The 24,428-nt window shown below is 68.7% G+C and carries 21 protein-coding genes, 2 tRNA genes and 1 pseudogene; 11 read left to right on the plus strand and 13 right to left on the minus strand.

Going from position 1 to position 24,428, the window contains the following annotated elements; genetic code table 11:
* Positions 1-131: 131 nt before the first annotated feature.
* Entirely contained in the window at positions 132-797 is a 666-nt protein-coding gene (locus HBK84_RS09995) for a response regulator transcription factor (protein WP_241247156.1), read from the minus strand.
* 11 nt (positions 798-808) lie between these two features.
* Positions 809-1,996: a cell wall metabolism sensor histidine kinase WalK gene (locus HBK84_RS10000; RefSeq protein ID WP_167318795.1), complete on the minus strand. Its 1,188-nt coding sequence runs from the start codon at positions 1,994-1,996 to the stop codon at positions 809-811.
* Between the two features lie 233 nt (positions 1,997-2,229).
* Between HBK84_RS10000 and phoU the strand changes: the two genes are divergently transcribed.
* On the plus strand, positions 2,230-2,928 hold the full coding sequence (gene phoU / locus HBK84_RS10005) for a phosphate signaling complex protein PhoU (protein ID WP_167318796.1): 699 nt from the start codon (positions 2,230-2,232) through the stop codon (positions 2,926-2,928).
* A 195-nt stretch (positions 2,929-3,123) separates the two neighbouring features.
* On the opposite strand, the gene HBK84_RS10010 is transcribed toward phoU, so the two are convergent.
* Positions 3,124-3,882: a phosphoglyceromutase gene (locus HBK84_RS10010; RefSeq protein WP_167318797.1), complete on the minus strand. Its 759-nt coding sequence runs from the start codon at positions 3,880-3,882 to the stop codon at positions 3,124-3,126.
* Between the two features lie 68 nt (positions 3,883-3,950).
* Here HBK84_RS10010 and HBK84_RS10015 point away from each other — a divergent pair, with 68 nt between their 5' ends.
* Entirely contained in the window at positions 3,951-4,766 is an 816-nt protein-coding gene (locus HBK84_RS10015) for a class I SAM-dependent methyltransferase (RefSeq protein ID WP_167318798.1), read from the plus strand.
* Between the two features lie 81 nt (positions 4,767-4,847).
* Here the strand turns inward: HBK84_RS10015 and HBK84_RS10020 are convergent, their stop codons facing one another.
* The gene (locus HBK84_RS10020) at positions 4,848-5,195 is read right to left on the minus strand and encodes a DUF2516 family protein (protein WP_167318799.1); all 348 of its coding nucleotides are present in this window, start codon (positions 5,193-5,195) and stop codon (positions 4,848-4,850) included.
* A 9-nt stretch (positions 5,196-5,204) separates the two neighbouring features.
* A complete protein-coding gene (locus tag HBK84_RS10025) occupies positions 5,205-6,335 on the minus strand; it encodes a PLP-dependent aspartate aminotransferase family protein (RefSeq protein WP_085108318.1) in 1,131 nt (376 codons plus the stop codon).
* A gap of 93 nt (positions 6,336-6,428) precedes the next feature.
* Between HBK84_RS10025 and tmk the strand changes: the two genes are divergently transcribed.
* The 4 genes from tmk (at position 6,429) to HBK84_RS10045 (ending at position 9,994) form a co-directional block, all read left to right on the plus strand.
* Entirely contained in the window at positions 6,429-7,085 is a 657-nt protein-coding gene (gene tmk / locus HBK84_RS10030; protein ID WP_167318800.1) for a dTMP kinase, read from the plus strand.
* The gene (locus HBK84_RS10035; protein WP_167318801.1) at positions 7,082-8,209 is read left to right on the plus strand and encodes a DNA polymerase III subunit delta'; all 1,128 of its coding nucleotides are present in this window, start codon (positions 7,082-7,084) and stop codon (positions 8,207-8,209) included. The genes tmk and HBK84_RS10035 overlap by 4 nt, the downstream gene beginning before the upstream one ends.
* Positions 8,210-8,223: 14 nt before the next feature.
* Entirely contained in the window at positions 8,224-9,792 is a 1,569-nt protein-coding gene (locus tag HBK84_RS10040; RefSeq protein ID WP_167318802.1) for an alpha/beta hydrolase, read from the plus strand.
* A gap of 126 nt (positions 9,793-9,918) precedes the next feature.
* Positions 9,919-9,994, plus strand: a tRNA-Thr gene (locus HBK84_RS10045).
* Positions 9,995-10,513: 519 nt separating this feature from the next.
* Here the strand turns inward: HBK84_RS10045 and HBK84_RS10050 are convergent.
* The 4 genes from HBK84_RS10050 to HBK84_RS10065 form a co-directional block, all read right to left on the minus strand.
* Positions 10,514-11,098 (minus strand): hypothetical protein, encoded by a 585-nt coding sequence (locus tag HBK84_RS10050; RefSeq protein ID WP_167318803.1) that lies wholly within the window; start codon positions 11,096-11,098, stop codon positions 10,514-10,516.
* A gap of 51 nt (positions 11,099-11,149) precedes the next feature.
* A complete protein-coding gene (locus tag HBK84_RS10055) occupies positions 11,150-11,368 on the minus strand; it encodes a YbdD/YjiX family protein (protein ID WP_064846287.1) in 219 nt (72 codons plus the stop codon).
* Positions 11,368-13,653: a carbon starvation CstA family protein gene (locus HBK84_RS10060; RefSeq protein ID WP_144998964.1), complete on the minus strand. Its 2,286-nt coding sequence runs from the start codon at positions 13,651-13,653 to the stop codon at positions 11,368-11,370. The genes HBK84_RS10055 and HBK84_RS10060 overlap by 1 nt, the downstream gene beginning before the upstream one ends.
* A 117-nt stretch (positions 13,654-13,770) precedes the next feature.
* On the minus strand, positions 13,771-14,754 hold the full coding sequence (locus HBK84_RS10065) for an NAD(P)H-quinone oxidoreductase (protein WP_144998962.1): 984 nt from the start codon (positions 14,752-14,754) through the stop codon (positions 13,771-13,773).
* A 182-nt stretch (positions 14,755-14,936) separates the two neighbouring features.
* On the opposite strand from HBK84_RS10065, the gene HBK84_RS10070 reads away from it, so the two are divergent.
* Together HBK84_RS10070 and HBK84_RS12905 are read left to right on the plus strand one after the other, a co-directional pair.
* Positions 14,937-15,024 (plus strand) — tRNA-Ser (locus HBK84_RS10070).
* A 431-nt stretch (positions 15,025-15,455) separates the two neighbouring features.
* Positions 15,456-15,788, plus strand: a pseudogene (locus HBK84_RS12905) (DDE-type integrase/transposase/recombinase); the annotation flags it as partial.
* A 1,100-nt stretch (positions 15,789-16,888) separates the two neighbouring features.
* Here HBK84_RS12905 and HBK84_RS10075 read toward each other — a convergent pair.
* Positions 16,889-17,581 carry a TetR/AcrR family transcriptional regulator gene (locus HBK84_RS10075; protein ID WP_167318804.1) on the minus strand — a complete coding sequence of 231 codons (693 nt, stop codon included), beginning with the start codon at positions 17,579-17,581 and terminating at the stop codon, positions 16,889-16,891.
* A gap of 107 nt (positions 17,582-17,688) precedes the next feature.
* On the opposite strand from HBK84_RS10075, the gene HBK84_RS10080 reads away from it, so the two are divergent.
* The 3 genes from HBK84_RS10080 (at position 17,689) to HBK84_RS10090 (ending at position 20,429) form a co-directional block, all read left to right on the plus strand.
* Positions 17,689-18,642 carry an NAD-dependent epimerase/dehydratase family protein gene (locus HBK84_RS10080; RefSeq protein ID WP_167318805.1) on the plus strand — a complete coding sequence of 318 codons (954 nt, stop codon included), beginning with the start codon at positions 17,689-17,691 and terminating at the stop codon, positions 18,640-18,642.
* 200 nt (positions 18,643-18,842) lie between these two features.
* Entirely contained in the window at positions 18,843-19,613 is a 771-nt protein-coding gene (locus HBK84_RS10085) for a CHRD domain-containing protein (protein ID WP_167318806.1), read from the plus strand.
* Between the two features lie 15 nt (positions 19,614-19,628).
* Positions 19,629-20,429, plus strand: coding sequence for a class F sortase (locus HBK84_RS10090; RefSeq protein ID WP_167318807.1), 801 nt, complete (start codon positions 19,629-19,631; stop codon positions 20,427-20,429).
* A 124-nt stretch (positions 20,430-20,553) separates the two neighbouring features.
* Here HBK84_RS10090 and HBK84_RS10095 read toward each other — a convergent pair whose 3' ends face one another.
* The 3 genes from HBK84_RS10095 to HBK84_RS10105 all read right to left on the minus strand — a co-directional run bounded on the left by HBK84_RS10095 (position 20,554) and on the right by HBK84_RS10105 (position 24,306).
* Positions 20,554-22,254 carry a phospho-sugar mutase gene (locus tag HBK84_RS10095; RefSeq protein WP_167318808.1) on the minus strand — a complete coding sequence of 567 codons (1,701 nt, stop codon included), beginning with the start codon at positions 22,252-22,254 and terminating at the stop codon, positions 20,554-20,556.
* The gene (deoC, locus tag HBK84_RS10100; protein ID WP_035960579.1) at positions 22,254-22,910 is read right to left on the minus strand and encodes a deoxyribose-phosphate aldolase; all 657 of its coding nucleotides are present in this window, start codon (positions 22,908-22,910) and stop codon (positions 22,254-22,256) included. The genes HBK84_RS10095 and deoC overlap by 1 nt, the downstream gene beginning before the upstream one ends.
* A 100-nt stretch (positions 22,911-23,010) precedes the next feature.
* On the minus strand, positions 23,011-24,306 hold the full coding sequence (locus tag HBK84_RS10105; RefSeq protein WP_167319195.1) for a thymidine phosphorylase: 1,296 nt from the start codon (positions 24,304-24,306) through the stop codon (positions 23,011-23,013).
* Positions 24,307-24,428: the final 122 nt, after the last annotated feature.

Below are 24,428 nucleotides of genomic sequence, written 5' to 3' on the forward strand. Positions count from 1 at the left end.
GAGCGCCCGGGCCCCGGACACGAGGGTCCGGGCGCTCGCTTTCTCAGACCGGTGTACAGACGTAAGAACCGCACCCTGCTAAGGGTGCGGTTCTTCCGTCATACGGGTGCCGCTCCGTGGAGGCGTCGGGATCAGGGCTCGAACTTGTACCCGAGACCGCGCACGGTCACGATGTGCTGCGGCGCGGACGGCTCCGGTTCCACCTTGGAACGCAGCCGCTTGATGTGCACGTCCAGGGTCTTGGTGTCCCCCACGTAGTCGGAACCCCACACCCGGTCGATGAGCTGGCCCCGGGTGAGCACGCGGCCCGCGTTGCGCAGCAGCATCTCCAGCAGTTCGAACTCCTTGAGCGGCATGGCCACCGGCTCCCCGCCCACGTGGACCACGTGACGCTCGACGTCCATCCGCACGGGACCCGCGGCGACCGTGGCCGTGATCAGTTCCTCCGGTTCGGAATGCCGCCGCAGCACCGCCCGGATCCGCGCCACGAGTTCGCGCGACGAATACGGCTTGGTCACGTAGTCGTCCGCGCCGAGCTCCAACCCGAGCACCTTGTCAATCTCCGCGTCCTTGGCGGTGAGCATGATAATCGGGACCGTGGAGCGCTGCCGGATCTGTTTGCAGACCTCGGTCCCTGACTGGCCGGGCAGCATGAGGTCCAACAGGACGAGGTCCGCCCCCGTGCGGTCGAACTGCGCCACGGCCTCGAGCCCGTCCGCGACCACGGTGACCTCGAACCCCTCACGGCCCAGCAGGTACGCCAACGGGTCGCTCAGGGATTCCTCGTCCTCGATCATGAGAATCTGGGTCACGCGCGCTCCTCCACTCGCTGTTTACGCAGCCCTCCGCGCGGGGGCTCCGCCTGGTCCTCGAGTTCCTCCATGGGCGGCAGCACGAGGGTGAACGTGGACCCCCGGCCCGGCTGGGACCACACGGAGACCTCCCCGCCGTGCTGCGCCATGACGTGTTTGACGATGCTCAATCCCAGACCGGTACCCCCGGTCTGGCGGGACCGAGCGCTGTCCACCCGGTAGAAACGTTCGAAGATCCGGTCCTGCTCGGTCTCCGTGATGCCGGGGCCCTGATCCGTGACGGTGATGTGCGCCATCCCCTCCCGCTCCCGCAGGCCGATGCCCACGCGGGTGTTCTCCGGGGAGTACCGCACGGCGTTGTCGATCAGGTTGCGCACCGCGGTCACGAGCATGTCCGGGTCCCCGAACACGGGGGTCTCGATCCGCCCGCCCACCTTGATGCTGATGTTCTTGGCCTCCGCGGCCAGTTTGTTCCGGTCCACGGCCTCACGCACCGCGCGGTTAAGATCCACGGCAGTGCCTTTGGCCACCACGTCCGTGGCCTGCAACCGGGACAGTTCGATGATGTCCTGCACGAGCGCACTCAGCCTCATGGACTCGCGCTGCAGGCTCGCGGCGAAGTGGCGGACCGCGTCCTGGTCCTCCGCGGCGTCCTCGATGGCCTCGGACAACAGGCTGATGGCGCCCACGGGCGTCTTCAACTCGTGGGAGACGTTGGCCACGAAGTCGGTGCGGATGGACTGGGCGCGCACGATCTCGGTCTGGTCATCCGCGAGCAACAGGATGTACTCGTCCGCGATGGTCACGACCCGCACGTCCAGCACGATCGACCCGTGTTGGAACTGCCCGCGGGTCAGCTCCAGGCGCTTCTCCTCCACGACGCCGTTGCGGCGCGTATTGCGGATCATCTCCAGCAGGTCCTGGTGCACCACCGTGTGCCCGCGCACAATCCCGTACGCGTAGGACGCGGGGGACGCGCGCACGACGCCGTCCACGCCGTCGACCACGACGTACGCGAGGCCCAGTGCCGCGAGGATCTCCGCGGTGCCCTCGGGCAGCGTGGGTTCCTGGACGTCCGCCAGCGAATGACGACGCCGCTGGCTCACCCGCACGGCGATCACCCCGCTGATGCCGAGCAAGAAGCCGATGAAACCGGCCAGCAGGGCAATCGACGTATCGCTCACGGTGTCAGCTTAGACGGCCCGCCCGGACGCACCCCGGTCATCCGCGCCCCGTGGGGGCCGGTTCAACGAACGTTCACCTGGGGATGACGATTCGTTCACGGCAGCCTGTGAACCTGGTCGGGCGCGTGCGAATTCGTCGTGCCGCTCCCCCGATGACATCCCGATGGCACCCGGCCCACTCAACCCGCGTAGGCTACGGACCAGGACTTGCCATGAACGAAAGGACGCCCCCTGTGCGTAAGGTTTTCCAGGCTGAGCTCCACCAGGTCGGTGAGGAGCTGATTCAGATCGCCACGCTCGTGCAGCAGGCATTGGACAGCGCTCGCACCGCATTCCTCGACGCCGACATCCAGGTGGCCGAAGAGGTCATCTCCAACGACGCTCGCATCGACTTCCTGCAGAACGATCTCGATGAGCGTTCCATCGACATCCTGGCCCTGCAGTCCCCCGTGGCCTCCGACCTGCGCATGATCGTGGGCGCGTTGCGTATGAGTGCCTCGCTCGAGCGCATGGGCGACCTGGCCCGTCACCTGGCCCAGCTGGCCCGGTTGCGCTTCCCCGAGCCCGTCCTGCCCGAGGCCATGCGCGGGCACTTCGAGGAGATGTTCGACATCGACGCGCGTCTGGTCGAGCGCGTGATCTCCGCGCTCGAGGACCGGGACATCTCCGAGGCGGACCAGATCTTCGCCCTGAAGTCCGAGCTGAACCTCAAGCACCAGCAGGTGTTCGAGATGCTCGCGGATCCCGACTGGGATTCCTCCGTGCCCACCGCGGTGGACGTCACGCTCGCGTCCCGCTACCTCGAACGCATCGGTGACCACGGCGTCTCCGTGGCCCGCAAGGTCTCCTACCTCGTGACCGGCGACTGGGCCCCCGCGACCGACAGCCACCCCACCGGCCACGGACACATCGGCGCCGACGCCGGCGAGTGAGCGGTGCGGGTCCCGGTGGCGTGAGCCGCCGGAACCCGTGACGGCGCGCCCCGGGTGGGATCATCCGGGGACCGGCCCGAGCGGCGTCGTCCGATCGCTCCGAACGGCGGCGTACACGCGGCCCCGCGAGACACGGCGACAATGAGAATCCCCGGCACCGAAGTGTGCCGGGGATTCTTCACGGTGCCAGAAGGGTTACTTCTTGCCCTGGTTAGCCACGGCCTGGATGGACTCGGCGGCGGCGTCCGGGTCCAGGTAGCGCCCACCGGGGGTCACGGGCTTGAGGTTCTGATCCAGCTCGTAGTACAGCGGGATGCCCGTGGGGATGTTCAGCCCGGCGATGTCGTCGTCCGAGATGCCGTCCAGGTGCTTGACGAGTGCGCGCAGCGAGTTGCCGTGCGCGGCCACGAGGACCGTCCTGCCGCTCTTGAGATCGGGGACGATCTGCTCCTCCCAGTACGGCAGGAACCGCTCCAGGACGTCCTTGAGGCACTCGGTGCGGGGCAGGTCGGCGACGTCCGCGTAGCGGGGATCCCCGGCTTGCGACCACTCGGAGGAATCGTCCAGGGCGGGCGGCGGGGTGTCGTAGGAACGGCGCCAGACCATGAACTGTTCCTCGCCGTACTGCTCGCGGATCTCCGCCTTGTTCTTGCCCTGCAGGGCACCGTAGTGGCGCTCGTTGAGCCGCCACGACCGCTTGACGGGGATCCAGAGGCGGTCCGCGGCGTCGAGCGCGAGGTTGGCGGTGTTCATGGCGCGGCGCAACAGGGACGTGTGCACCACGTCCGGCAGCAGCTGGTTCTCGGCGATCAGTTCACCGCCGCGGGTGGCCTCGGCGCGGCCCCTGTCCGTGAGCGGGACGTCCACCCAGCCCGTGAACAGGTTCTTCTCGTTCCAGTCGGACTGACCGTGGCGCAGCAGGATGAGCTTGTGGGTAGCGGAATCGTTAGCCATGGGGCCATTGTCCCACCCCGGGGCCACCGAGGGAACGCGTGTCGTGACGTGCGCACTACAGTGTGGGTGTGCCAACCCAGCCCCGCCCCGTGGGATCGATCACCCGCGGGACCACGAACCCGAACCGCCTCCGGCGCGCGGACCGGTACCTCACCGGGGTCCTGGCCCCGCTCGTGCGCCGGGCATACGACCCCCTGCTCGTGGACCTGGGGTTCGGGGCGGCCCCGATCACCGCGGTCGAGCTGTGGCAGCGGGCGCGCACGGTGCGCCCGGACGTGGAGGTCATGGGCATCGAGATCGACCCGGACCGGGTGGCCGCGGCCCAACCCCACACCCGCCCGGGGCTGTCCTTCCGGTGCGGGGGCTTCGAGATCCCCTCGGGGTCACGCTCCCCGGTCTTCGTACGCGCGTTCAACGTGCTGCGGCAGTACCCGGTGGAAGAGGTCCCCGCCGCGTGGCACCTCGCGTGCGGGCGGCTCGCGCCGAACGGGGTCCTGATGGACGGCACGTGCGACGAGATCGGGCGCCTGGCCACGTGGTTGTGTTGCACCGTGGAGGGCCCCCGCACCTTCACCGTGAGTATGCGTCCAGGTGCGTTCACCGTGCCCTCGGACGTGGCCGCGCGACTGCCCAAGGCGTTGATCCACCGTAACGTCCCGGGCGAGCGGGTCCACGCATTCCTCGCGGCCGCCGACGCCGCGTGGCTGGCCAACGCGGCCCTGTCACCATTCGGTCATCGACAGCGCTGGACGGCGATGTGCCGGGACCTGCGCGCCGCCGGGTGGCCCCTACTGCACGGGCCCCACCGGTGGCGGTTCGGGGAACTCACGGTGCCGTGGTCCGCGGTCGCGCCGGACGAACCGGGATGGCGCGTCGAGGGCTGACCCACCGAGCCCGTGGGAGGTCGACCCCACGGTGGCTCGACATGCGCTCCGGGAGAGACCTCGAACGGTAAGTGCCTACTACTAGTACCCGGGGTTCTTGGACTCGCCCGAGACAGCGGGGCGCACGTCCGCGAGGTACACCCCGGTGATCGTCGCGGCGATCAGCATGAGGATCAACGAGCCGGTCCCCGGGACACCCACGGCCAGCAGCGCGAGGGTGGAGAACACTGCACTGAACACGGACACCACCGCGGCACCACCGGTCAGGGCGAGCCAGAACGTCTTGGTCCGCTTCCACGCGCGTTCGAACTGCACCGCCGAACGCCGCAAGCAGTCGAACACCGCGAGCAGCGCGAGGACGGCCACCACCAGGGTGATGGCGTAGTCCAGGTAGTTCGCCAGAACGATGGCCCAAGGAATGGAAGTCACGGGGTCAGTCTATCGATCCGCGAGCGCGTCGAGTCCGGCCCGGAGGTCCTCCCAGAGGTCCTCCACGTTCTCGATCCCCACGGACAGGCGCAGCAGGTTCTCGGGGACGGTCTCCGGTTCGTCGTGGTGGCGACGACGCCGCTCGATCAAGGACTCCACCCCGCCCAGGGACGTGGCGGGGGTCCACACGCGAAGGTCCGTCAGGAGACGTTCGGCCGCAGCGACGTCGCCGTGGGGGACCACCGAGATCACCGAACCGAAACCGCCCTGCAATTGCGCGGCGGCGCGCTCGTGGCCGGGATCGGACGCGAGGCCCGGGTAGCGCACGTGGGCCACGGCGGGATGGGCCTCGAGCCGGCGGGCCAGTTCCGCGGCGGTGGCCATGGAACGCTCCACGCGCACCGCGAGGGTACGCACGCCGCGCAGCGCGAGCCACGCCTCGAAGGGCCCGGGGATCCCGCCCTCGAGAGATCGCTGGGAATGCAGCCGTTGCCGCAACTCGGGCGTGGCGCACAGCACCGCACCCATCAACACGTCCGAGTGACCGGCGATGTACTTGGTCGCGGAATGCACCACCAGATCCGCCCCTACGCCCAGGGGACGCTGCAGCAGGGGCGTGGCGAACGTGTTGTCCACGCACGTGAGCACCCCCTTTTCCCGTGCGGCGCGCACGAGTGCGGGCACGTCCGCGATCTCGAGCATGGGGTTGGTGGGGCTCTCGACCCAGAGCATGTCCGCGCCGTCGAGTGCCGCGGAGGTGGCCTCGGTGTCCGTGATGTCCACGGTGCGCACCGTGAAGATGCCGCGCTCCTGCCATGTGTGCGCGAGTGCCACGCTGCCCTGGTAGCTGTGGCGCGGCAGCACGAGCGTGCCGCCCACGGGCACGAGGGTGAGCACCGCGGTGATCGCGGCGAGCCCGGACGCGTAGGACAACGCGGGGCACGGGGCCTCCTCGAGCTGGGCCAGGACGTCCTCGAACGCCTCCCACGTGGGGTTGGTCAACCGCGCGTAGGTGCGGTCCGCGGGGTCGAGCTCCCCGGTGCCCCGGTAGGTGGAGGTCAGCACCACGGGCGGGTTCACGGGCGCGTCGTGTTCGTGGTCGGGGCGGCCGCCGGCGACCACCACGGTGTCTTTACGCATTGCTCCAGCCTAATCCCGCGGCGCCGTGCGGCCCGTCCTGTGGACGCCCACGGCACCGCTGTAGCTGTCGGGTGCGATCGCTACAGTGGGGGCGTGAAGCAATCAGCGGGCGGGGCCCTCATCGTGTTCGAAGGCGGTGACGGCGCCGGGAAGTCCACCCAGGCTGCGGCGCTGGTGGCCGCCCTGCGCCGCGACGGTCGTACCGTGACGCTCACGCGCGAGCCCGGGGGCACACCCCTCGCGGAATCGGTGCGCGCGCTCGTGCTCGATCCTTCCCACGCGCCGGTGTCCGCGGTGACCGAGGCACTGTTGTTCGCGTCCGCGCGCGCGGACCACGTGGCGCGCAGGATCCGCCCCGCCCTCGAGCGCGGGGAGGTCGTGATCTGCGACCGGTTCGTGGACTCCTCCGTGGCGTACCAGGGGGCGGGACGCGGGCTGGGCACCGAACGCGTGCTCGAACTGAACCGGTGGGCCGTGCAGGGTCTCGTCCCGGAGCTCACCGTGCTGTTGGACGTGGACCAGACCACCGCCGAGGCCCGACGCCGCGAGCGCGCCCTGGCCACGGACCGCATGGAGTCCGAGGCGCGGGCGTTCCACGACGCCGTCAACGCGGCCTTCCGCGAGCTCGCCGCGCATGAACCCTCCCGCTACCTGGTCCTGGACGCGTCCGCGCCCGCGGCCGAGCTCACGGACGCGATCGTGGACCGGGTCACCGGGATCCTCGCCGAGCGCACAGAGGTCTCCGCGTGAGCGTGTGGGACGAGGTCGTCGGTCAGCCCCGCGTGGTGGAGCAGTTACAACGCGCGGCGCGCGACAACGACCCGACCCACGCGTGGCTGTTCACCGGGCCCCCGGGCTCCGGTCGCTCCACGGCCGCGCGCGCCCTGGCCGCAGCGCTGTTGTGCGAGCACGGCACGGGCTGCGGCGCGTGCCACGCGTGTCGCACGGCGTTCGCCGGGACCCACGCGGACGTGACCCATTTCGTCACGGAGAACCCGCAGATCAGCATCGAGGAAGCCCGCGAGCTCGTGGTCAAGGCGCAGGACCGGCCCTCCGTGGGCTCGTGGCGGATCATGATCGTCGAGGACGCCGACCGGATGACCGAGCGCACCTCCAACGTGATGCTCAAGAGCATCGAGGAACCCCCTCCGCACACCATCTGGTTGTTGTGCGCCCCCTCCCCCATGGACGTGCTCGTGACCATCCGTTCCCGCTGCCGCCCCGTGACCCTCAAGGTCCCGTCCCCCGAGGACGTCGCCCGGTTGCTCGTGGCCCGGCACGGGGTCCCGGAGCAGCGCGCCATCGAGTGCGCGCGGTTGTCCCAGTGCCACGTGGGCGTGGCCACGCGACTCGCCCTGTACGACGACGCCCGCACCCGCCGCCAGGAGGTCGTCTCCCTGCCGCTGTCCATGCACGGGGTGACCCGGGCGGTCAAGGCCGCGGACCGCTTGCACCGCCTCGCCGTGGACGAGTCCACCGCGGACGCCGAGGCCCGCAACAACGAGGAACGCGAGCAGTTGCTCGCGGCCATGGGTGCCCCCGAAACCGGCCGTGTGCCACCCGCCATCCGGGGTGCCCTCAACCGGCTCGAAGCCGATCAGAAGCGACGCTCCCGGCGCATCCAGACCGACACCCTGGACCGCTTCCTGATCGACCTCACCACGTTCTACCGGGACGTGCTGAGCGTTCAGCTCGACACCGGGACGGCCCTGATCAACCAACACCTGGGTGAGCAGATCCACGGGTACGCGACCAACACCACCGCCGAGCACACCTTGCACAAGATCGACGTGATCAGCGAGACCCGGCGCCGCATCCGCACCAACGTCAGCGCACAACTCGCGTTCGAGGCCATGATGGTGGCCATCGTCTGAGCCGAGAGGACCCCGTGAACCGTTCCCTCCCCCGCCGCCTGGCCGTCCTGCTGTGCACCGCCGCGCTGGCCTTGACCGCGTGCGCCGATCCCTCCCGGGGGTCCGGCGCCCGGGGCAGCGCGGACCCGGACGTCACCTCCGGCGTGGACTCCGCGCTGACGTCCTACTACACCCAGACGCCGCAGTGGCGGGAGTGCACCAAGACCTCCGAACGGCAACAGTTCCCGAGCGGTCTGGAGTGCGCGGGCATCGCGGTCCCCGTGGACTACGCGAACCCCTCCGCCGGTGACACCACCGTGGAGATCGCCCGGTTGAAGGCCACCGGTTCCTCCCCCGTGGGTGCCCTGTTCCTCAACCCCGGCGGGCCGGGCGGATCCGGCGTGGACATGATGGGCTCCGCAGACTACTTCACGGCCAAGGAGGTGCGCAGGAAGTACGACCTCGTGGGGTTCGACCCCCGCGGTGTGGACCGTTCGGACGGGATCCGCTGTCTCACGGATCGGGAGATGGACCAGTGGCGTTCCGAACCGGCCTTCGACCCGCGCCGGCAGTCCCTGGACGAGGTGCGGCAGAGCTCCCGGCAGATCGGTGAGAAGTGCCACGAGCACTCCTCGGCCGTGGTCTCCCACATGGACACCCAGAGCGTGGCCCGGGACCTGGACGTCCTGCGCGCCGTCCTGGACCAGCCCACGACCCACTACCTGGGGTTCTCCTACGGCACCGAGATCGGCGCCACGTACGCGCACCTGTTCCCCCAGCGTGCCGGTCGCATGGTGTTGGACGGCGCCGTGGACCCCACCCTGGACGATCGCGCCACCACGCTCGCGCAGGCCAAGGGCTTCGAGGACAACCTGCGCCACTTCGTGGCCGACTGCCAGGAGACGAACAACGACTGCGCCGTGGCCGGCGCGGACGTGGACGCGGGGATGGCCACCATCCAGCGCATGTTGCGCTCGGTGGCCCAGGATCGCCCCACGGTCTCGGACGGACGCTCCGTGACGCCGACCAATGCGATCGAGGGGATCCTGGTCCCCCTCTACTCGACCGCCTCGTACCCGCAGCTGAACTCCGCCCTGCAGCAGGCCCTGGACGGCAACCTGGACGCGCTCATGGCGTTCTCCGATTCCAACCACGGGCGTGAACCCTCCGGGAAGTACACGTCCAACGTGTCCATGGCGTTCACGGCGGTCTCCTGCCTGGACACGGTCTCCAACGGCGTCACGGACGAACAGATGGCCCGGGCGGCCCGTGAGATGACCCAGCAGGCCCCCACGTTCGGTCCCTACCTGGGTTATGGTGCGGCCGCGTGCCAGGGCTGGCCGGACAAGCCCGTCAAGCCCTTGGACACGTATCGGGCGGATCTGGAGACTCCCACCCTGGTGATCGGCACGACCCACGATCCCGCCACCCCGTACCCGTGGGCCCATTCCCTGCAGCAGCAGATGGGCGACGCCCGTCTGCTCACCCACGAGGGGTACGGGCACACCGCCTACACCTCCGGCAACCCCTGCGTGACCCGCGCCGTGGACGACTACCTCCTGGACGGCACCCTGCCGGACGAGGGTGCCACGTGCGGTGACTGAGGCCCGCCGCCGGGTGCCATCCACGCGACCACCGGCCCCTGTACCCGGGTGATCCGTGATTGGTGGTGTTCCGGCCCGATCTGATACTGTTTCCGGGTGCATCTGGGCCGCAATGGTCCCGGTCACGCCGCCTTAGCTCAGTCGGTAGAGCGATTCACTCGTAATGAATAGGTCGCCGGTTCGATTCCGGCAGGCGGCTCCATGGACCATCCCCGTTCTCCCCGGCAGGGCCTGTTGCGCGGAGGGCGGGGATCGTCATTTCCGCGCCTGCTCCCTGTCTAGTGCGGCCGGCCCCTGTCACCCACCCTCCGCCGGCCGGCATCTGTGGTTTCAGGCCTGTGGGTCCTTATGCCGGTAACATATTGGCAACGATTTCGCGCAGTACTTCCTAAACGCAACGCTGTTCCATAACATATGTGTCAGGACGTTGTGGCTCTGGCTGCCCAATGATCCAGGACAGGGGACACCATGGCGCCCCGGGGGTTCCTTCAATCGGCCGAGATCCACGACCGACGGGCAAGGGGAACCCCCGGAGCCCCTCCCGAGCCTGAGACGCCACCGTCCACACCCGCATTTGTTGCCTGCGGGCATCGGGTGCGCTAAGGGTGCAATACCTCTGAGACACCGCTCATCCGACGTGAACGTCAACCACCCAGGGGAACGTCAACCATCCCGAGAGACGTAACGGGTCCGGTCACACACCCGTTACCCGGTGGGACCCTCAATCCTCCGGCGAGTGCTCCGCATGCTCACCGAGCAGCCGCTCCGCCGCAGTTACGTACTCCGTCACGACCGTTGAGCGGCGTTGGATGGCGCTCACACCCTGCGATGGTGCCGAGAGCTGCTCGGGGGACCCAGCGGCGTCGCTCCCGGAACCTGGCTCACCCACGAGACCAGACGTCCCCTCCCCCGCCATACCCGACGCGGACGAATGGGCATGGGAACCCGCGGCGAACCGCGCCATGGTGAGCGCCTCCGCGGCCTGAGCCATGGAATTGCCGGCCCGGGAGAGCTGCCGGTGCACGTCCGAGAGGTAACCGTCCGTGGAGTGCGGGATGTCCTGCGAGCGCGATGGGGCGCGCACGTGCGCTTCCATGCACACGGCGCGCACCCTGGGCAATAGGTCCGCGAGGTCGTTGGCCACCGGCACGGCGGCGGCGCGCAGTTCGGGGTCGCGCACGGATTCCAGGATCTGGTGGTAGCGGTCCAGGCCGCGCTTGAAGCGGTCGTGGGCCCGGCGCCAGACGCCCTCGCCCAGTTCACGTTCGTCGCGGCGCGTGGCCCTGTAGTCGCTGAAGAAACCCACCGATACCCCTTTCCGATCCGCCACCCGCGGGCAGCAGTCCATGGTACCGCTTCAGCAGCAACGGCCCTCGGGGTGCGCCTCCTGCCAGTCCTGGTAGTCCCGCCAGAATTCGCGTTCCGTCATGAGCGGCGTCCCGCACCCCGAGGCCCGGTGGTACTGCACGTAGTGCTCGTACTTGTCCGCACCGAGCACCCCGTTGCCGAAGCGCAACGCGCCGCGCCACCACGAGCCGACGCGGGCGAGCACCGGGATCTGCGCCGCGCCCGACATCAGTGGTGTCCTCCGCCCGTGGGGGTGCGCTGCTCGATCGGCAGCGCGTCCCATTGCTTGGCCAGGGCCTTCTCGGAGGGTGTGGCTCCCAGACCCGACGGCGCGTAGAAGCGGGACTCCACGTAGGGGTCCTCGTGCGTGCGGCGCTCGTGCCCGCGCAACGCCTTGACGGCCTCCACGACGGCCATGATCACCACGATGATCGTGAGCACCACGAAGAGGATGGACAGGGTGCCCTGCACGAACGTGTTGCGCACGACCGCTTCCATGGCCTCCACGTTCTTGGCGGTCCCGAAGCTCGTCTGTCCCTGGGCCAGTGCGTCCTTGAACGCGAAGTGGTTGGCCCAGTAGCCCACCTTGGGATCCGGGGAGAAGATCTTCTGCCAGGACCCCGTGACGGTAACCAGGACGTCGAATGCGAGCGGCAGCAGGATGATCCACAGGTACTTGAAGCGGTGCAGGTTGGCCGCTATGGCCAGACACACCGCGAGCGCGATGGCCGCGAGCAGCTGGTTGGCGATGCCGAACAGCGGGAAGAACGTGTTGATACCGCCCAGCGGGTCCGTGACGCCCAGGATCAGGATGGATCCCCAGCCGGCGACCATGATGGCCGTGGTAAGCCACGCACCCGCGCGCCAATCGGCGTCGCGGAACTTGGGGATGAAGTTACCCAGGGTGTCGGTGAGCATGAAGCGGGCCACGCGCGTGCCGGCGTCCACCGCGGTAAGGATGAACAGGGCCTCGAACATGATCGCGAAGTGGTACCAGAAGCTCATCATGGAGGCCCCGCCGAGCCACTGGTGCATGATGTGCGACAGCCCGAGCGCGAGGGTGGGTGCGCCACCCGTGCGGGAGATGATGGTCTCTTCGCCCACGGCGTCCGCGGTGCCCTGCAGCAGTTCCGGGGTCACGTGCACGCCGGAGAGACCCAGCGAGTTCACGAACGCCGCGGCGCCCTCCACGGTGCCCATGGTGGCCGCCGGGGAGGAGTTCATCGCGAAGTAGATGCCGCGGTCGATCGACACCGCCGCCACGAGCGCCATGATGGCCACGAAGGACTCCATGAGCATGCCGCCGTACCCGATGAACCGGGTCTGGCGTTCCTTCTCGATCATCTTGGGCGTGGTCCCGGATGCGATCAGGGCGTGGAACCCGGAGAGCGCACCGCACGCGATGGTCACAAACAGGAACGGGAACAGAGAACCGGCGAACACGGGCCCGTCCGAACGGCCCGCGAACTCGCTGACCGCGGGGACTGTGATCTCGGGGCGCACCACCACGATGGCGGCCGCGAGCAGCACGATGGTGCCCACCTTCATGAACGTGGAGAGGTAGTCGCGCGGGGACAGCAGCAACCACACGGGTAGCACGGCCGCGATGAAACCGTAGACGATCACGCACCACGCGAGGGTCACGCGGTCCAGGGTGAACAATTGGGCGCCGAGGTCCGTGCCCGCGACCCAGCCACCGGCAACGATCGCGGCCATGAGCAGGACGAACCCGATGATCGAGACCTCCATGACCTTGCCCGGGCGCAAGTACCGCAGGTAGACACCCATGAACAGCGCGATGGGGATCGTCATCCCCACGGAGAACACACCCCACGGCGACTCGCCCAGGGCATTGACCACCACGAGCGCGAGGATGGCCACGATGATGATCATGATCGCCAAGGTCGCGATGATGGCGGCGTACCCGCCCACCACGCCGAGCTCCTCACGGGCCATCTGACCCAGGGAACGGCCACCGCGGCGCATGGAGAAGAAGAGCACCAGGTAGTCCTGGACCGCACCGGCCAGGATCACGCCCACGATGATCCAGATGGTCCCGGGGAGGTAGCCCATCTGGGCGGCCAACACCGGACCCACGAGCGGGCCCGCGCCGGCGATGGCCGCGAAGTGGTGGCCGTAGAGCACCCGCCGGTCGGTGGGCATGAAGTCCTTACCGTTGGCGTTGTACTCCGCCGGCGTAGCGCGACGGTCGTCCGGGCGGGTCAGCTTCCGTTCGATGAACTTGGAGTAGAAGCGGTACGCGATGAAGTAGCTGCACACCGCCGCGAAGACGAACCAGATGGCGTTGATGGACTCACCACGCGCGAACGCGATCATGGCCCATGCGATCGCGCCCAGCAGGGCGATGCCCACCCAGATCACGATCCGCAGCGGGGTCCAGCGAGTCTGCTCGTGTTCCAGGACCTCGGGGTCCACGTGATTGAGGGGAAGGTCGGTGCGACCCTCGCCCGCGGGCCGGGGTGCGCCCGCCGATTGCTGATGTGTGGTGCTCATGGGGAAGGCTCCGGATCTCGTGCCAACACGCTGGCAGAAGCGTGAGATTATTGGCACGAGTGTATGCGAGCGGGACCACATTGTCCCGGCATTGGCACCCTGTCGCGGGCACCCCGATCACACGGTCAGCAGCACCTTGCCCACGTGCGATCCGCTGTCGAAGTACTCGTGCGCTTCACGCACCTGGTCGAGCGGGAACGTGCGCGCGACCAGGGGGCGCACCTGTCCGGACGCCACGAGCGGCCACACGTATTCGCCCACCGCCGCCATGATCCGCGCCTTCTCGTCCGCCGGGCGTGCCCGCAGGGTCGTACCGATCACCGCGGCCCGCTTGTTGAGCAACCGTCCCACGTTGAGTTCGCCCTTGATCCCGCCCTGCATCCCGATGATCACGATGCGCCCGTTCGTCGCCACGGCCCGGAGGTTGGGGTCGAGGTACTTGGCGCCGACGACGTCCAGGATCACGTCCGCGCCGTGGCCGTCCGTGAGTTCGTGGACCCGGTCCACGAAGTCCCCGTCCTTGTAGTTGATGGGCGTGGCGCCGAGCTCGCTCACGACGCGCATCTTCTCGTCAGTGCCCACGGTCGCCAGCACCGTAAGCCCCAGGGCGCGGGCCACCTGGATCGCGTGCGTCCCGATCCCGCCCGCTCCGCCGTGGACGAGCAGGGTTTCCCCCTCCCGGGCCGCGGCGGCCATGAACACGTTGGAGAACACGGTCGCTGCCACCTCGGGCAGCCCCGCCGCGGCGACCGGGTCCACACCGTCGGGCAGCGGGAGGACCTGCCGCCACGGCGCGACCACGCGTTCGGCGTAGCCGCCCGAGTCCACCAGGGCGACGACGCTGTCGCCCACCGCGAGACCCGCCGCCTCCGGGACGTCCGCCCCGAGTTCCACGACCGTGCCCGACACCTCCAGGCCGAAGATGTCCGTGGCGTCCGGCGGGACGGGGTAGTTGCCGTTGCGCTGCATGACGTCCGCGCGATTGAGCCCCGCGGCGGTCACGGCGATCAGGACCCCCTCTGGGATCAGCTGTGGCTCGGCGGTCTCCGCGGCCTCGAGGACCTCCGGCCCCCCCGATCGGACATCGCGTACTGCTCGCATGGCACTTCCTTCTCTGACGACGGCGTTGTACCCCATTCTCCCGCAGCGGCATCACCCGCGCCAGGGGCGCACCACCGCACCCCTCCCTCCCTGCACCGCGCCGAGGGCATTGGCCCCCCGGGCGCGGCGCATGGAATAATGGCGATTCGTTCACCCGCGCCGCCGCGGGAGCGCGCGACACTGGAAGGTTGTCCGAGCGGCCTAAGGAGCTGGTCTTGAAAACCAGTGTGCGGTAACCCCGTACCAAGGGTTCAAATCCCTTACCTTCCGCCCAGTGTCCTGAGTCGGGTCGTCATTGACAGATGAGTCGGTAGATGGATGACAGAAGGGTCCTGGAACTTTATGGTTCCGGGGCCCTTTTGTCGTGTGCGGGGGTGGGGTGACGGTGGGTTCAGGATGAGGACTGCCCCGGTTTTCCTTGACTCCTGACTTGTGAGGATGCTTCCTCACGGTGTGGATGTTTCCATGCCTAGGCCCTTCCCCGACGAGTTTTGCCACGACGTAGTCACCGTGACCCGCAAGCGAGAAGCTCCGCTGGCCTAGATCGCCAAGGACTTCGGCATCTCGGAATTCTGCCTGCAAAACTGGCTGCGCAAGACCAACATCGAGGACAACACCACACCTGGTGACACCTCGGCCGAATCCCAGCAGACCCGAGAGCTCAAAAGCACACCCGGTTGCTAGATTAGGGGGTCTGCTGAAGGGCCGGCCCGACCCTGCACGATGACTTGGCGGGCCGGGACTTCACCGCGCAGGTCCACAACCGGCTGTAGCCAAGCGATATTACCGAGCAGAGCCCCAGGGAGGGCAAGCTCTATCTGTACGCAGTCAAGGACGTGTACTCCAACCGCATCACCGACTACTCCATCGACTCCCGCATGAAGGCGTCCCTTGCTGTCATGGCACTGCGCGGCACGGCAGCCCGACGCTGTCAGGCGGACGGGTACGTGGTCCACTAGGACAGGGGCAGCGCGTTTCGGTCCCGGAAGTTCGTCCAAGAACTGGCCCACCACGGCCTCATGCGGTCCATGGGCTGAGTCGGGGCGTGTAGGGACAACGCCGCAATGGAGTCCACCGGTGAATTACTTTACGTATATGCATGCAGAAACGGTGGGCGATCTCTTCCACTTCCAGATGCTGATCTCGGTGGGAGTTCCGATAGGGGCAGCACTGTTGGGCGCTGGCATTGGCTTCTTCGGCAATGCAATTCTTGACCAGCACAAGAGATCCCGGGAGCACCGCCTCGCAGTTCAAGACACGGGGTTGAAGCTCATCGAGCTTTGTAAGCAAACGAATCGATGGAACTTGGAGCGAGCCCACTCCGCCAAGGTAGCGGCGAGAACGCGGGAATTGGCCCGCAACTCGCACCGATTCGGGGTACCCCCGGGCCCAACGGAGAGGCGGAACGTAGAAATTGCTCAGCGAGACGAGACGGTTCTTCGCCAGAGAAGCGAGACGTACCGGCGTCTCGAGGAACAGGTGAAAGAGCAGAGCCGACTCCTTAGGTTTCTGGCGCCGCAACTAGATGCACCCCGTGAGGCCTTGGTGAAACGTGCTACCGGGAACTGCCCAGCCGAGAACCCGGCCGGCCGGGAATGGGTCGAGGAGTACAACCAAGAAGAAGGCAATTTCTATTCGCACTTACGCGAGTACGTGGACCTTTCTCGCCCGACGCGCCACTATTTGCGCTGGGCGCGCAAGCACGGCTAATAGCTCAGCGGCGCAACCGGTTCGACCCTGGAGCAAGGCACCCTGGTCCATAGCCCGCGCGTTCCCACATTGAGCCCGTGGCGACGCATCCACTGAGGGACATCATGGCCTATATTCGCCCCATGAAGCCAGAGGAACTATCGCTAGCGGAGGCACAGATCTCCTCGCTGTTGCACAAATGCGAAGCCGTGCTCGCTGGAGATAAGCTGAGCCCGTCACGTACCACGCTCATGACGAAAAGCGTTTCTGCGCGCAAGATCTCCCTCGAAATCATTCGACACGCGTAGCGCGACAACTGCGGGTAGCTTTCGTCCCAACTGCAGCTCAATGCAGGGCACCAATCGGGAGGTCCCACGGCGCACGGTTTGCGTGCGAAGATTTCCGTCACACATGGGTCGCCCTGCCGAGGCGATTCCCGGGCGTGCTAGCTGGTATGAAAGTGCCGTGACAGCTCATCGACCTGGGAAGCGAGGATGGCGTGGCCCAGAGATGGGTCGCTGCGAGGCTCCGGACCGAGTTGACCGAAGATTTCTATACTGATGGTCCCCACAATGGTGCACCACGCACGCACGGCGAACAGGGCCGCGCTCGGAGCAGCTGCCTGACCAAGGTCCGCGCTCCCGGCGAGAAGGTAATCGCGCAGCTCGGGAGCACTTCGAACATCACCTGGATCAGCCGTGCATGCAATGGCCAGGATCTGTGACATGACGCGTGTGCCGGGCGCGCTCGTCGCCTCCGAGGGGGCCTCGTACCCGGGTACGGGCGCACCGTAGATCAACCCCCATTGCTCCGGGTGGGACCGAGCCCACTCGCGCATGGCGAAGGCCAGGACAGACAGCCGTTTCCCACCGTCCCTCTCCTCGATCTGCTTCAAGGCGGCCTCGACGGCCACGGCGAGCTGTGTGTAGGCGTCCGCCACCAACAGGGTCAATAGCGCATCGCGGCTTTCCACATAGCGATAGACGGCGGAACTCGCGACACCGATGGATCGCGCGACTTCCCGGAGCGACAGCGCCGCCGCCCCCCGATCCGCCAGCTGCCGGCGGCCCGTGGCCAGGATGGCGGCCTCCATTTCGGCGCGTGCTCGGGCGCGACGCCCGGGTTTCTGTGCAGTCATAGAAGCATTCTGCCATGAAACGAGAGCAGTGCTCTTGCTTCCACACCCTCCTGGGGATACTGTCGTCGTAAACGAGAGCACCGCTCTCATTTAGGAACGGGTGCGAGATGAAACATATTGTCATCGGGGCGGGACAGGTCGGCTCAGCTCTTGTTCATGCACTCTCCGAGAGGGGCGCCGAGGTCGTCGTGATCCGTCGGTCCGACGCCCCCATGCCGGGCATGCGAACGGTGGTCGCCGACGCCCTCGATGAGGAGACGCTGGCCCGGGAATTCGAGGGGGCGGCCGCGGTCCACCACTGCATCCACGCACCCTATGACCATCGAGCCTGGCGCCGGGAACTTCCCCACCGCGAGCGGGCGGTCATGGATGTCGCAGCGGCCATGGGCGTGCCCGTGATCTTTCCCGAATCCGTCTACGCGTTCGGCCGAGCCGCCGCCGACCTGGAAGAGGGAAACCCGATCGCGCCGTGCACCCCGTTGGGGGATGTCCGCGCCGAATTGCTCGAGGCTCGATCTCGCCACGATGCACGGACGGCGAGCATCGTGGCCTCGGACTTCTTCGGCCCCACGGCCAATGACGGCTCGGTCGCGACGCTGACGATGCTTCGCCCTCTTGCGCGGGGACGACGAGCATGGGTGCCGGCAGACCTCGACGCACCCCACTCCTGGAGCTACCTTCCGGACCTGGCGGCTGCCATGATCCATGCCGGAACGCATTTCGACACGCTGCCCTCGTCATGGACAGCCACGGGCGACCCCATATTCCACGCCCCCACCACGGAACCTCGGTCGTGTCGACGAGTGGCCCAGGACGTCGGCGCCTCGCTGCACCGTAAGACCCACATCTCCAGCGTTCCCGAATGGGTTCTGGCGGTCGGATCCCGCGTCGATCCCACGGTCCGAGAGCTTCACGCCCAGCGCTACCTCTGGCGGACACAAGCTCGACTACGCCCTGGACAGCTCACAACCACGGAGGGGCTGCAGCCGACCCCCTGGCCCACGGCCCTACAGGAATCCTTGAACGCGCCGGGTCGTACGAACACGACTGGAGCCGCGTAGCCCGAGCGGGGGATTGTGCGTCATAAGAGGCCGGCGGGATCCCGGCCCACGCCGTGCGGGCCGGGTGGTCTCTCACGGTCGTCCCAGGTCAGGCGAAGTTTGTCGTTTGCATGGATCCTGGTCGGCCTCCGAAATAGACAGTAGGCTGTGAATCGCCTCACAGTTCGGCCCCGCACCCATCCAGCCGAAAGGCCATCGTCATGAAGAAGTCCGCTCTCCTCGCCCTTCCCACTCTCACCCTGGGGGCACTGGCGCTCGCCGCAGGCCCCGCCACCGCGGCCGATTCCTGGTCCTTCCAAGCGCAACTGGCTCCGGTCAACAACAGCACGGCGGCCGGTACCGCCATGGTGGACGTGACCGGTGACCAGGCCACGATCACCGTCAACGTGGCCGGCGCGCCCGCCCTGCTGCAGGGGATGCCCTACGGTCACGCCCAGCACATCCACATCGGCGGCCAGGGCGTTTGCGCACCGCCCACCGCGGACGCCAACGGCGACGGCGTGGTGGACTCCATGGAGGGCAAGCCCTTCGCCGGGGCTATCGCCGTCTCACTGACCACCGCCGGGGACGTCAGCCCGGCGTCGGGCGCCGTCGCCGACCGCTACCCGACCGGGGGCGCGTACAACTACGAGCGCACGGTGACGCTCGACCCCGCCACGTTGCAGGCCTTGCAATCGGGCAACGCGGTGATCAACGTGCACGGCGCCGATCCCGCAGCCCTCTCGCCTGCGGCGACGAGCGCTGTCAACCCGATGAACCCGGCGCTGCCCCTGGCCACGGACGTACCGATCGCGTGCGGCCAGTTCGTGTCCTCGCAGATGGCGATGCCCGAAGGCCCCGCCGACACCGGGGTCACGACCCCGGCCGAGAATGCCGATCTCAATGCGGTCGCGGGAGTGGGTGTGCTCGGCCTGCTCGCGGCCGGAGCCGCGGCCCTGGGCCTGCGGCGTCGTGCGACCCAGCGCAGCTGACCGGTAGACGCCTTCATGGGCAAGCACCGCAGCGAGTCCCGTCACCTCTCCCTGGTGGTGGCGGGACTCGTCGTGGTGCTGGCCCTGTGGTGCTCCGGTGACACCGCCGGAACACCAGCAGCGCCCACAGCAGGGGCGACCACGCATGTCTCGGACGCACCCGGCCTCGAAGCACGGATCCCCGATGCGCAGGGCTCCGAATCCCGCGCGCCTGACGACGCCGCGGCCCCCACTGCCCGGGCGGCCGCCCCGGACGACGCCGCTTCCCCGGCCTCCGAGGCGCGCGAACCCAGCGCATCACCCATTCCGACGCACTCGCCCCGGTCCTCGGGCCCGGCCACATCACTTCCGGCCGGGGCTCCGGTCTCCCCGCCGTCACGACTCGTCGTGGAACGGATCGGGCTCGACCAGGACCTCATGCAGCTCGGCCTGCGCCCCGATCACACCCTCGAGGTACCCCCGGAAGGACCCGGCTCGCCGGCCGGGTGGTACCGGGGTTCACCGGCACCGGGGCGGCCGGGACCGGCCGTGGTGCTGGGCCACGTGAACGCCACGGGCGGTGGGCCAGGCGTCTTCGCGGACCTGCACGCCCTGACGCCGGGGGACGAGATCCGCGTGCACCGTGCAGATGGAACGCAGGCCCAGTTCCGGGTCACGCACGCGGAACGCTACGCCAAGAACGCCTTCCCCACGATGCGCGTCTACGGCAACACGACGGACCCGCAACTGCGGCTCATCACGTGCGACGGCTACGACCCCGCCACCGGCACCTTCGACGAGAACCTCGTGGTCTACGCGACCCTCGTCGACACGTGAGACCCGCGGTGAGACCCGAGAGGCGATTAGGTGCGTAGCCCGCAGCAGATCCCGCGGCGCAGCCCATGGTGGATGCCCCGGTGTATATAGGGGCGTACCCCACGGTGCACGCCGTACGAGGAGTTCAGAGCCCCACGACCTCCCGCAGCTGTTCACTGATCCGCTCGAGCCGCGCGGCGGCCTCCTCGCGGGGAACGGTACCGCCCTCGGGAACCGGGAGGACGACCTCGAGGTAGCACTTGAGCTTGGGCTCGGTCCCGGAGGGCCGCACGATCACGCGGTCATCGGCCTCGGTGCGGATGAGGATCCCCTCGGTGGGCAGCATCTCGGGCCCGCCCTTGGACAGATCCGTGTACTCGACCACGGACGAGCCCGCGATCTCCCGCGGCGGGTTCTCCCGCAACCGGTCCAGCCCGCGGGTGATGAGCGAGAGATCCGCCACCCGGAACGTCAACGGCGCGGTCGCGTAGAGCCCGTGGAGCGTGGCGAGCCGGTCCAGTTCCTGCTGCACCGTGGCGCCCCGGTCCTTGAGAGCGGCCACGTAGGAGGCCACCCGCACGGCCGTGGAGATCCCGTCCTTGTCACGCACGGCGCTGGGATCGGTGCAATAGCCGATGGCTTCCTCGTACCCGAAACGCAGCCCGGGGGTGCGGGCGATCCACTTGAACCCCGTGAGGGTCTGACGGAACGAGAGCCCGTGGTGCTCGGCGATCCGCCCGAGCAACCGCCCGGAGACGATCGAGCACGCGAGGGTGTCCCCCGCGCGATCGGGATCCGCTGCGGCGTTCTCCCCCAGCAACGCGCCGAGCTCGTCGCCGCTCAGTCGCCGCCAGTCACGTGCGGGATCGCCCGTACCCGCGCCCGTGGGGATGGCGACGGCGCAGCGGTCCGCGTCCGGGTCCAGGGCGATCGCGACGTCCGCGTCCTGGTCCGCTGCGAGTGCCACGAGCAGGTCCATGGCCCCGGGTTCCTCCGGATTGGGAAAGGCCACGGTCGGGAAGTCGGGATCCGGCTCGGCCTGTTCGGCCACCACGGAGACCCGCTCGAAACCGGCGCCACGCAGTACGGCGAGCGCGGTGTCCAGGCCCACGCCGTGCATGGGGGTCAGCGCGATGGAGATCTCGGAACGGGCCTCGGGGTCGCGCAGGCACCCGGCGCGTTCGATGTAGCTGGCGACCAGATCGGCGTCGGCGGCTGAAACACGCGAGGAGTCCCGGGGAACGCGATCTGCAGGAGGGGCGGCAGCCATGTGCTCAGCGATCAGGGCGTCGTCCGGGGGCACGATCTGCACGCCGCGCTCGTCGTCGGAGCCCACCGCGCGACCACCCAGGTAGACCTTGTACCCGTTGTCCGCGGGCGGGTTGTGGGACGCGGTGACCATGACGCCGGCGTCCGCGCCCAGTTGTCGCACGGCGTAGGCCACGAGCGGGGTGGGCAGCCGGGACGGCAACCGCACGGCCCGGCATCCGGCGGCGGAGAAGACCGCAGCGGCGTCGGCGGCGAAGTCCTCGGAACCGTGGCGCGCATCGCACCCGACCACGACCAGGGGCGCGGGCCCCACGCGCTCCGTGAGGAAGGAGGCGAGCCCTGCGCTCGCGCGGATCACGACCGCGCGGTTCATCCGCGATTCCCCCGCGCCCACGGCCGCGCGCAGCCCGGCGGTGCCGAACACGAGCGGTCCGGAGAAGCGCGAGTCGAGCTCGGCGAGCGCGGGCTCGTCACCGGAGGCGGCGGCGTTCGACAGCTCGGTGAGTTCGTCGCGGGTCGCGGGATCGGGGTCGTGCTCGACCCACTGCCGCACCCGCTCGAGCAGCTGGTCGTTCATCAGGAATCGAGCCCCTCGAGCACCGCGCGGGTCCCGGACAGCCCGAGGCGCGTGGCGCCGGCGTCGATCATGGCCAGCGCGGCCTCGGTCGTGCGGATCCCGCCGGAGGCCTTCACGCCCAGGCGCCCGCCCACGGTCTCGGCCATGAGGCGCACCGCCTCGACCGACGCCCCGCCCGCGGGGTGGAAGCCCGTGGACGTCTTGACGAAGTCCGCGCCGGCGGCCTCGGCCTCGCGGCACGCGGCCACGATCTGATCGTCGGTCAGGGCCGCGGACTCGATGATCACCTTGAGCACCGCGGGCGCGGGGCACGCCGCGCGCACGGCCTCGATGTCGTCGCGCACGCCGTCCCAGTCCCCCGCGACGGCGAGGCCCAGGTTGATGACCATGTCCACCTCGTCCGCGCCGTTCGCCACGGACACGGCTGCCTCCGCGGCCTTGACCTGGGCGGGGTGCGCGCCGGACGGGAAGCCGCACACGGTCGCGAGCTTGACCCCCTCGGGCAGGTCCACGTCCAGCCGGGACGGGGAGACACAGATGGAGTACGTCCCGAGTTCACCCGCCTCCCGGGCGAGCTCGGCGACCTGATCGGCCGTGGACTCGGGCTTGAGCAGGGTGTGGTCGACCATGGCGGCCAGTTCTTCACGGGTGATCATGCGGTTCTCCTCGCGGGGGTGGTGCGGCGCGGTGACAATGCACCACGGTGGGGCGACGACGCCCGGTCCCCGAGCGTCGTCGTTGCGGTCGGACGGTGGGTCAGGCGATGCGATCCAGCACGACGTCGTCGCGCGCCCCGGTGCCCTCGGCGGCATCGGGGTCGATCGTGGCGCCGCCGTGGAGGGACTCGAGCGCGCGCTCGAAGCGGTCGGGGGTGTCGGTGTGCAGGGTGAACAGCTTCTGGCCCTTACTCACGCGCTCGCCGGGCACCGCGTGGATCTCCACGCCGGCGCCGGCCTGGACGGGGTCGCCCTGCCGGGCGCGGCCAGCACCCAGTCGCCAGGACGCCACGCCCACGGACATCGCGTCCATCTCGATGAGCACGCCCGAGGTCTCGGCCAGCACGTCCTGCGTGTGCTCCGCCTGCGGCAGCTGGGCGTCCGGGTCCCCGCCCTGGGCGGCGACCATGCGCTTCCACGTGTCCATCGCGCGGCCGTCGCGCAGGGCCTCCTCGACGTCCGCGTCGTGCACGCCGGCCGCCGCGAGCATCTCGCGGGCCAACGCCACGGTCAGGCGCACGACGTCGCTCGGGCCACCCCCGGCCAGCACCTCGACCGATTCGCGCACCTCCAGGGCGTTGCCCACGGTGCGCCCCAGCGGGCGGGACATGTCGGTGAGCAGGGCCACGGTGTCCACGCCGTGGTCCTTGCCGAGCTCGACCATGGTGCGCGCGAGTTCGCGAGCGTCCTCCTCCGCCTTCATGAACGCGCCCGGGCCGGTCTTGACGTCTAGGACCAGGGCTCCGGTGCCCTCGGCGATCTTCTTGGACATGATCGAGGAGGCGATCAGCGGGATGCACTCCACGGTGGAGGTGGTGTCACGCAGCGCGTAGAGCTTCTTGTCCGCGGGGGCCAGGCCGGTTCCGGCGGCGCAGATCACCGCGCCCACGGTGTCCAGGATGTCCATCATCTCGGCGTTGCTCAGATCCGCACGCCACCCGGGGATGGCCTCCATCTTGTCCAGGGTCCCACCGGTGTGCCCGAGCCCCCGCCCGGACAGCTGCGGGACGGCCACCCCGAAGCTCGCGACGAGCGGGGCGAGCGGCAGCGTAATCTTGTCCCCCACGCCACCCGTGGAGTGCTTGTCCGCCGTGGGGCGGGACAGCTCCCCGAAGTTCATGCGCTCGCCCGAATCGATCATGGCCTGGGTCCAGTGCGAGATCTCCGTTCGGTCCATCCCGTTGAGGAAGATCGCCATGGCCAGCGCGGACATCTGCTCGTCCGCGACCGCGCCGCGCGTGTAGGCGTCGATCACCCAGTCGATGGCCTCGGGGGACAGCGTCTCGCGGTCCCGTTTCATGCGGATGACGTCGACGGCGTCGAACGCTTCAACCACCGTGATCACTCCCTCGTGTAGCTGCGGCACGGTGTCGTGTCGGCGCCGGGCGTCCCAGGACACGACCTGTCCTGCAATCCTAGGCGGCGTATCGGAAAATTTGTCAATTATAGTTTTGACAA

Origin of the sequence: Kocuria sp. KD4 (assembly GCF_011769905.1) — a bacterium.
Classification (GTDB): domain Bacteria; phylum Actinomycetota; class Actinomycetes; order Actinomycetales; family Micrococcaceae; genus Kocuria; species Kocuria marina.

Coding starts and splice junctions, on each gene's coding strand:
- HBK84_RS10080 (WP_167318805.1), top strand. CDS start 17,689: ATGAAACATATTGTCATCGGGGCGGGACAGGTCGGCTCAGCTCTTGTT.
- deoC (WP_035960579.1), bottom strand. CDS start 22,910: ATGATCACCCGTGAAGAACTGGCCGCCATGGTCGACCACACCCTGCTC.
- HBK84_RS10060 (WP_144998964.1), bottom strand. CDS start 13,653: ATGAGCACCACACATCAGCAATCGGCGGGCGCACCCCGGCCCGCGGGC.
- HBK84_RS10090 (WP_167318807.1), top strand. CDS start 19,629: ATGGGCAAGCACCGCAGCGAGTCCCGTCACCTCTCCCTGGTGGTGGCG.
- HBK84_RS10025 (WP_085108318.1), bottom strand. CDS start 6,335: ATGCGTAAAGACACCGTGGTGGTCGCCGGCGGCCGCCCCGACCACGAA.
- HBK84_RS10075 (WP_167318804.1), bottom strand. CDS start 17,581: ATGACTGCACAGAAACCCGGGCGTCGCGCCCGAGCACGCGCCGAAATG.
- HBK84_RS10055 (WP_064846287.1), bottom strand. CDS start 11,368: ATGTCGGGCGCGGCGCAGATCCCGGTGCTCGCCCGCGTCGGCTCGTGG.
- HBK84_RS09995 (WP_241247156.1), bottom strand. CDS start 797: ATGATCGAGGACGAGGAATCCCTGAGCGACCCGTTGGCGTACCTGCTG.
- HBK84_RS10010 (WP_167318797.1), bottom strand. CDS start 3,882: ATGGCTAACGATTCCGCTACCCACAAGCTCATCCTGCTGCGCCACGGT.
- HBK84_RS10065 (WP_144998962.1), bottom strand. CDS start 14,754: ATGCGAGCAGTACGCGATGTCCGATCGGGGGGGCCGGAGGTCCTCGAG.
- HBK84_RS10095 (WP_167318808.1), bottom strand. CDS start 22,254: ATGAACGACCAGCTGCTCGAGCGGGTGCGGCAGTGGGTCGAGCACGAC.
- HBK84_RS10085 (WP_167318806.1), top strand. CDS start 18,843: ATGAAGAAGTCCGCTCTCCTCGCCCTTCCCACTCTCACCCTGGGGGCA.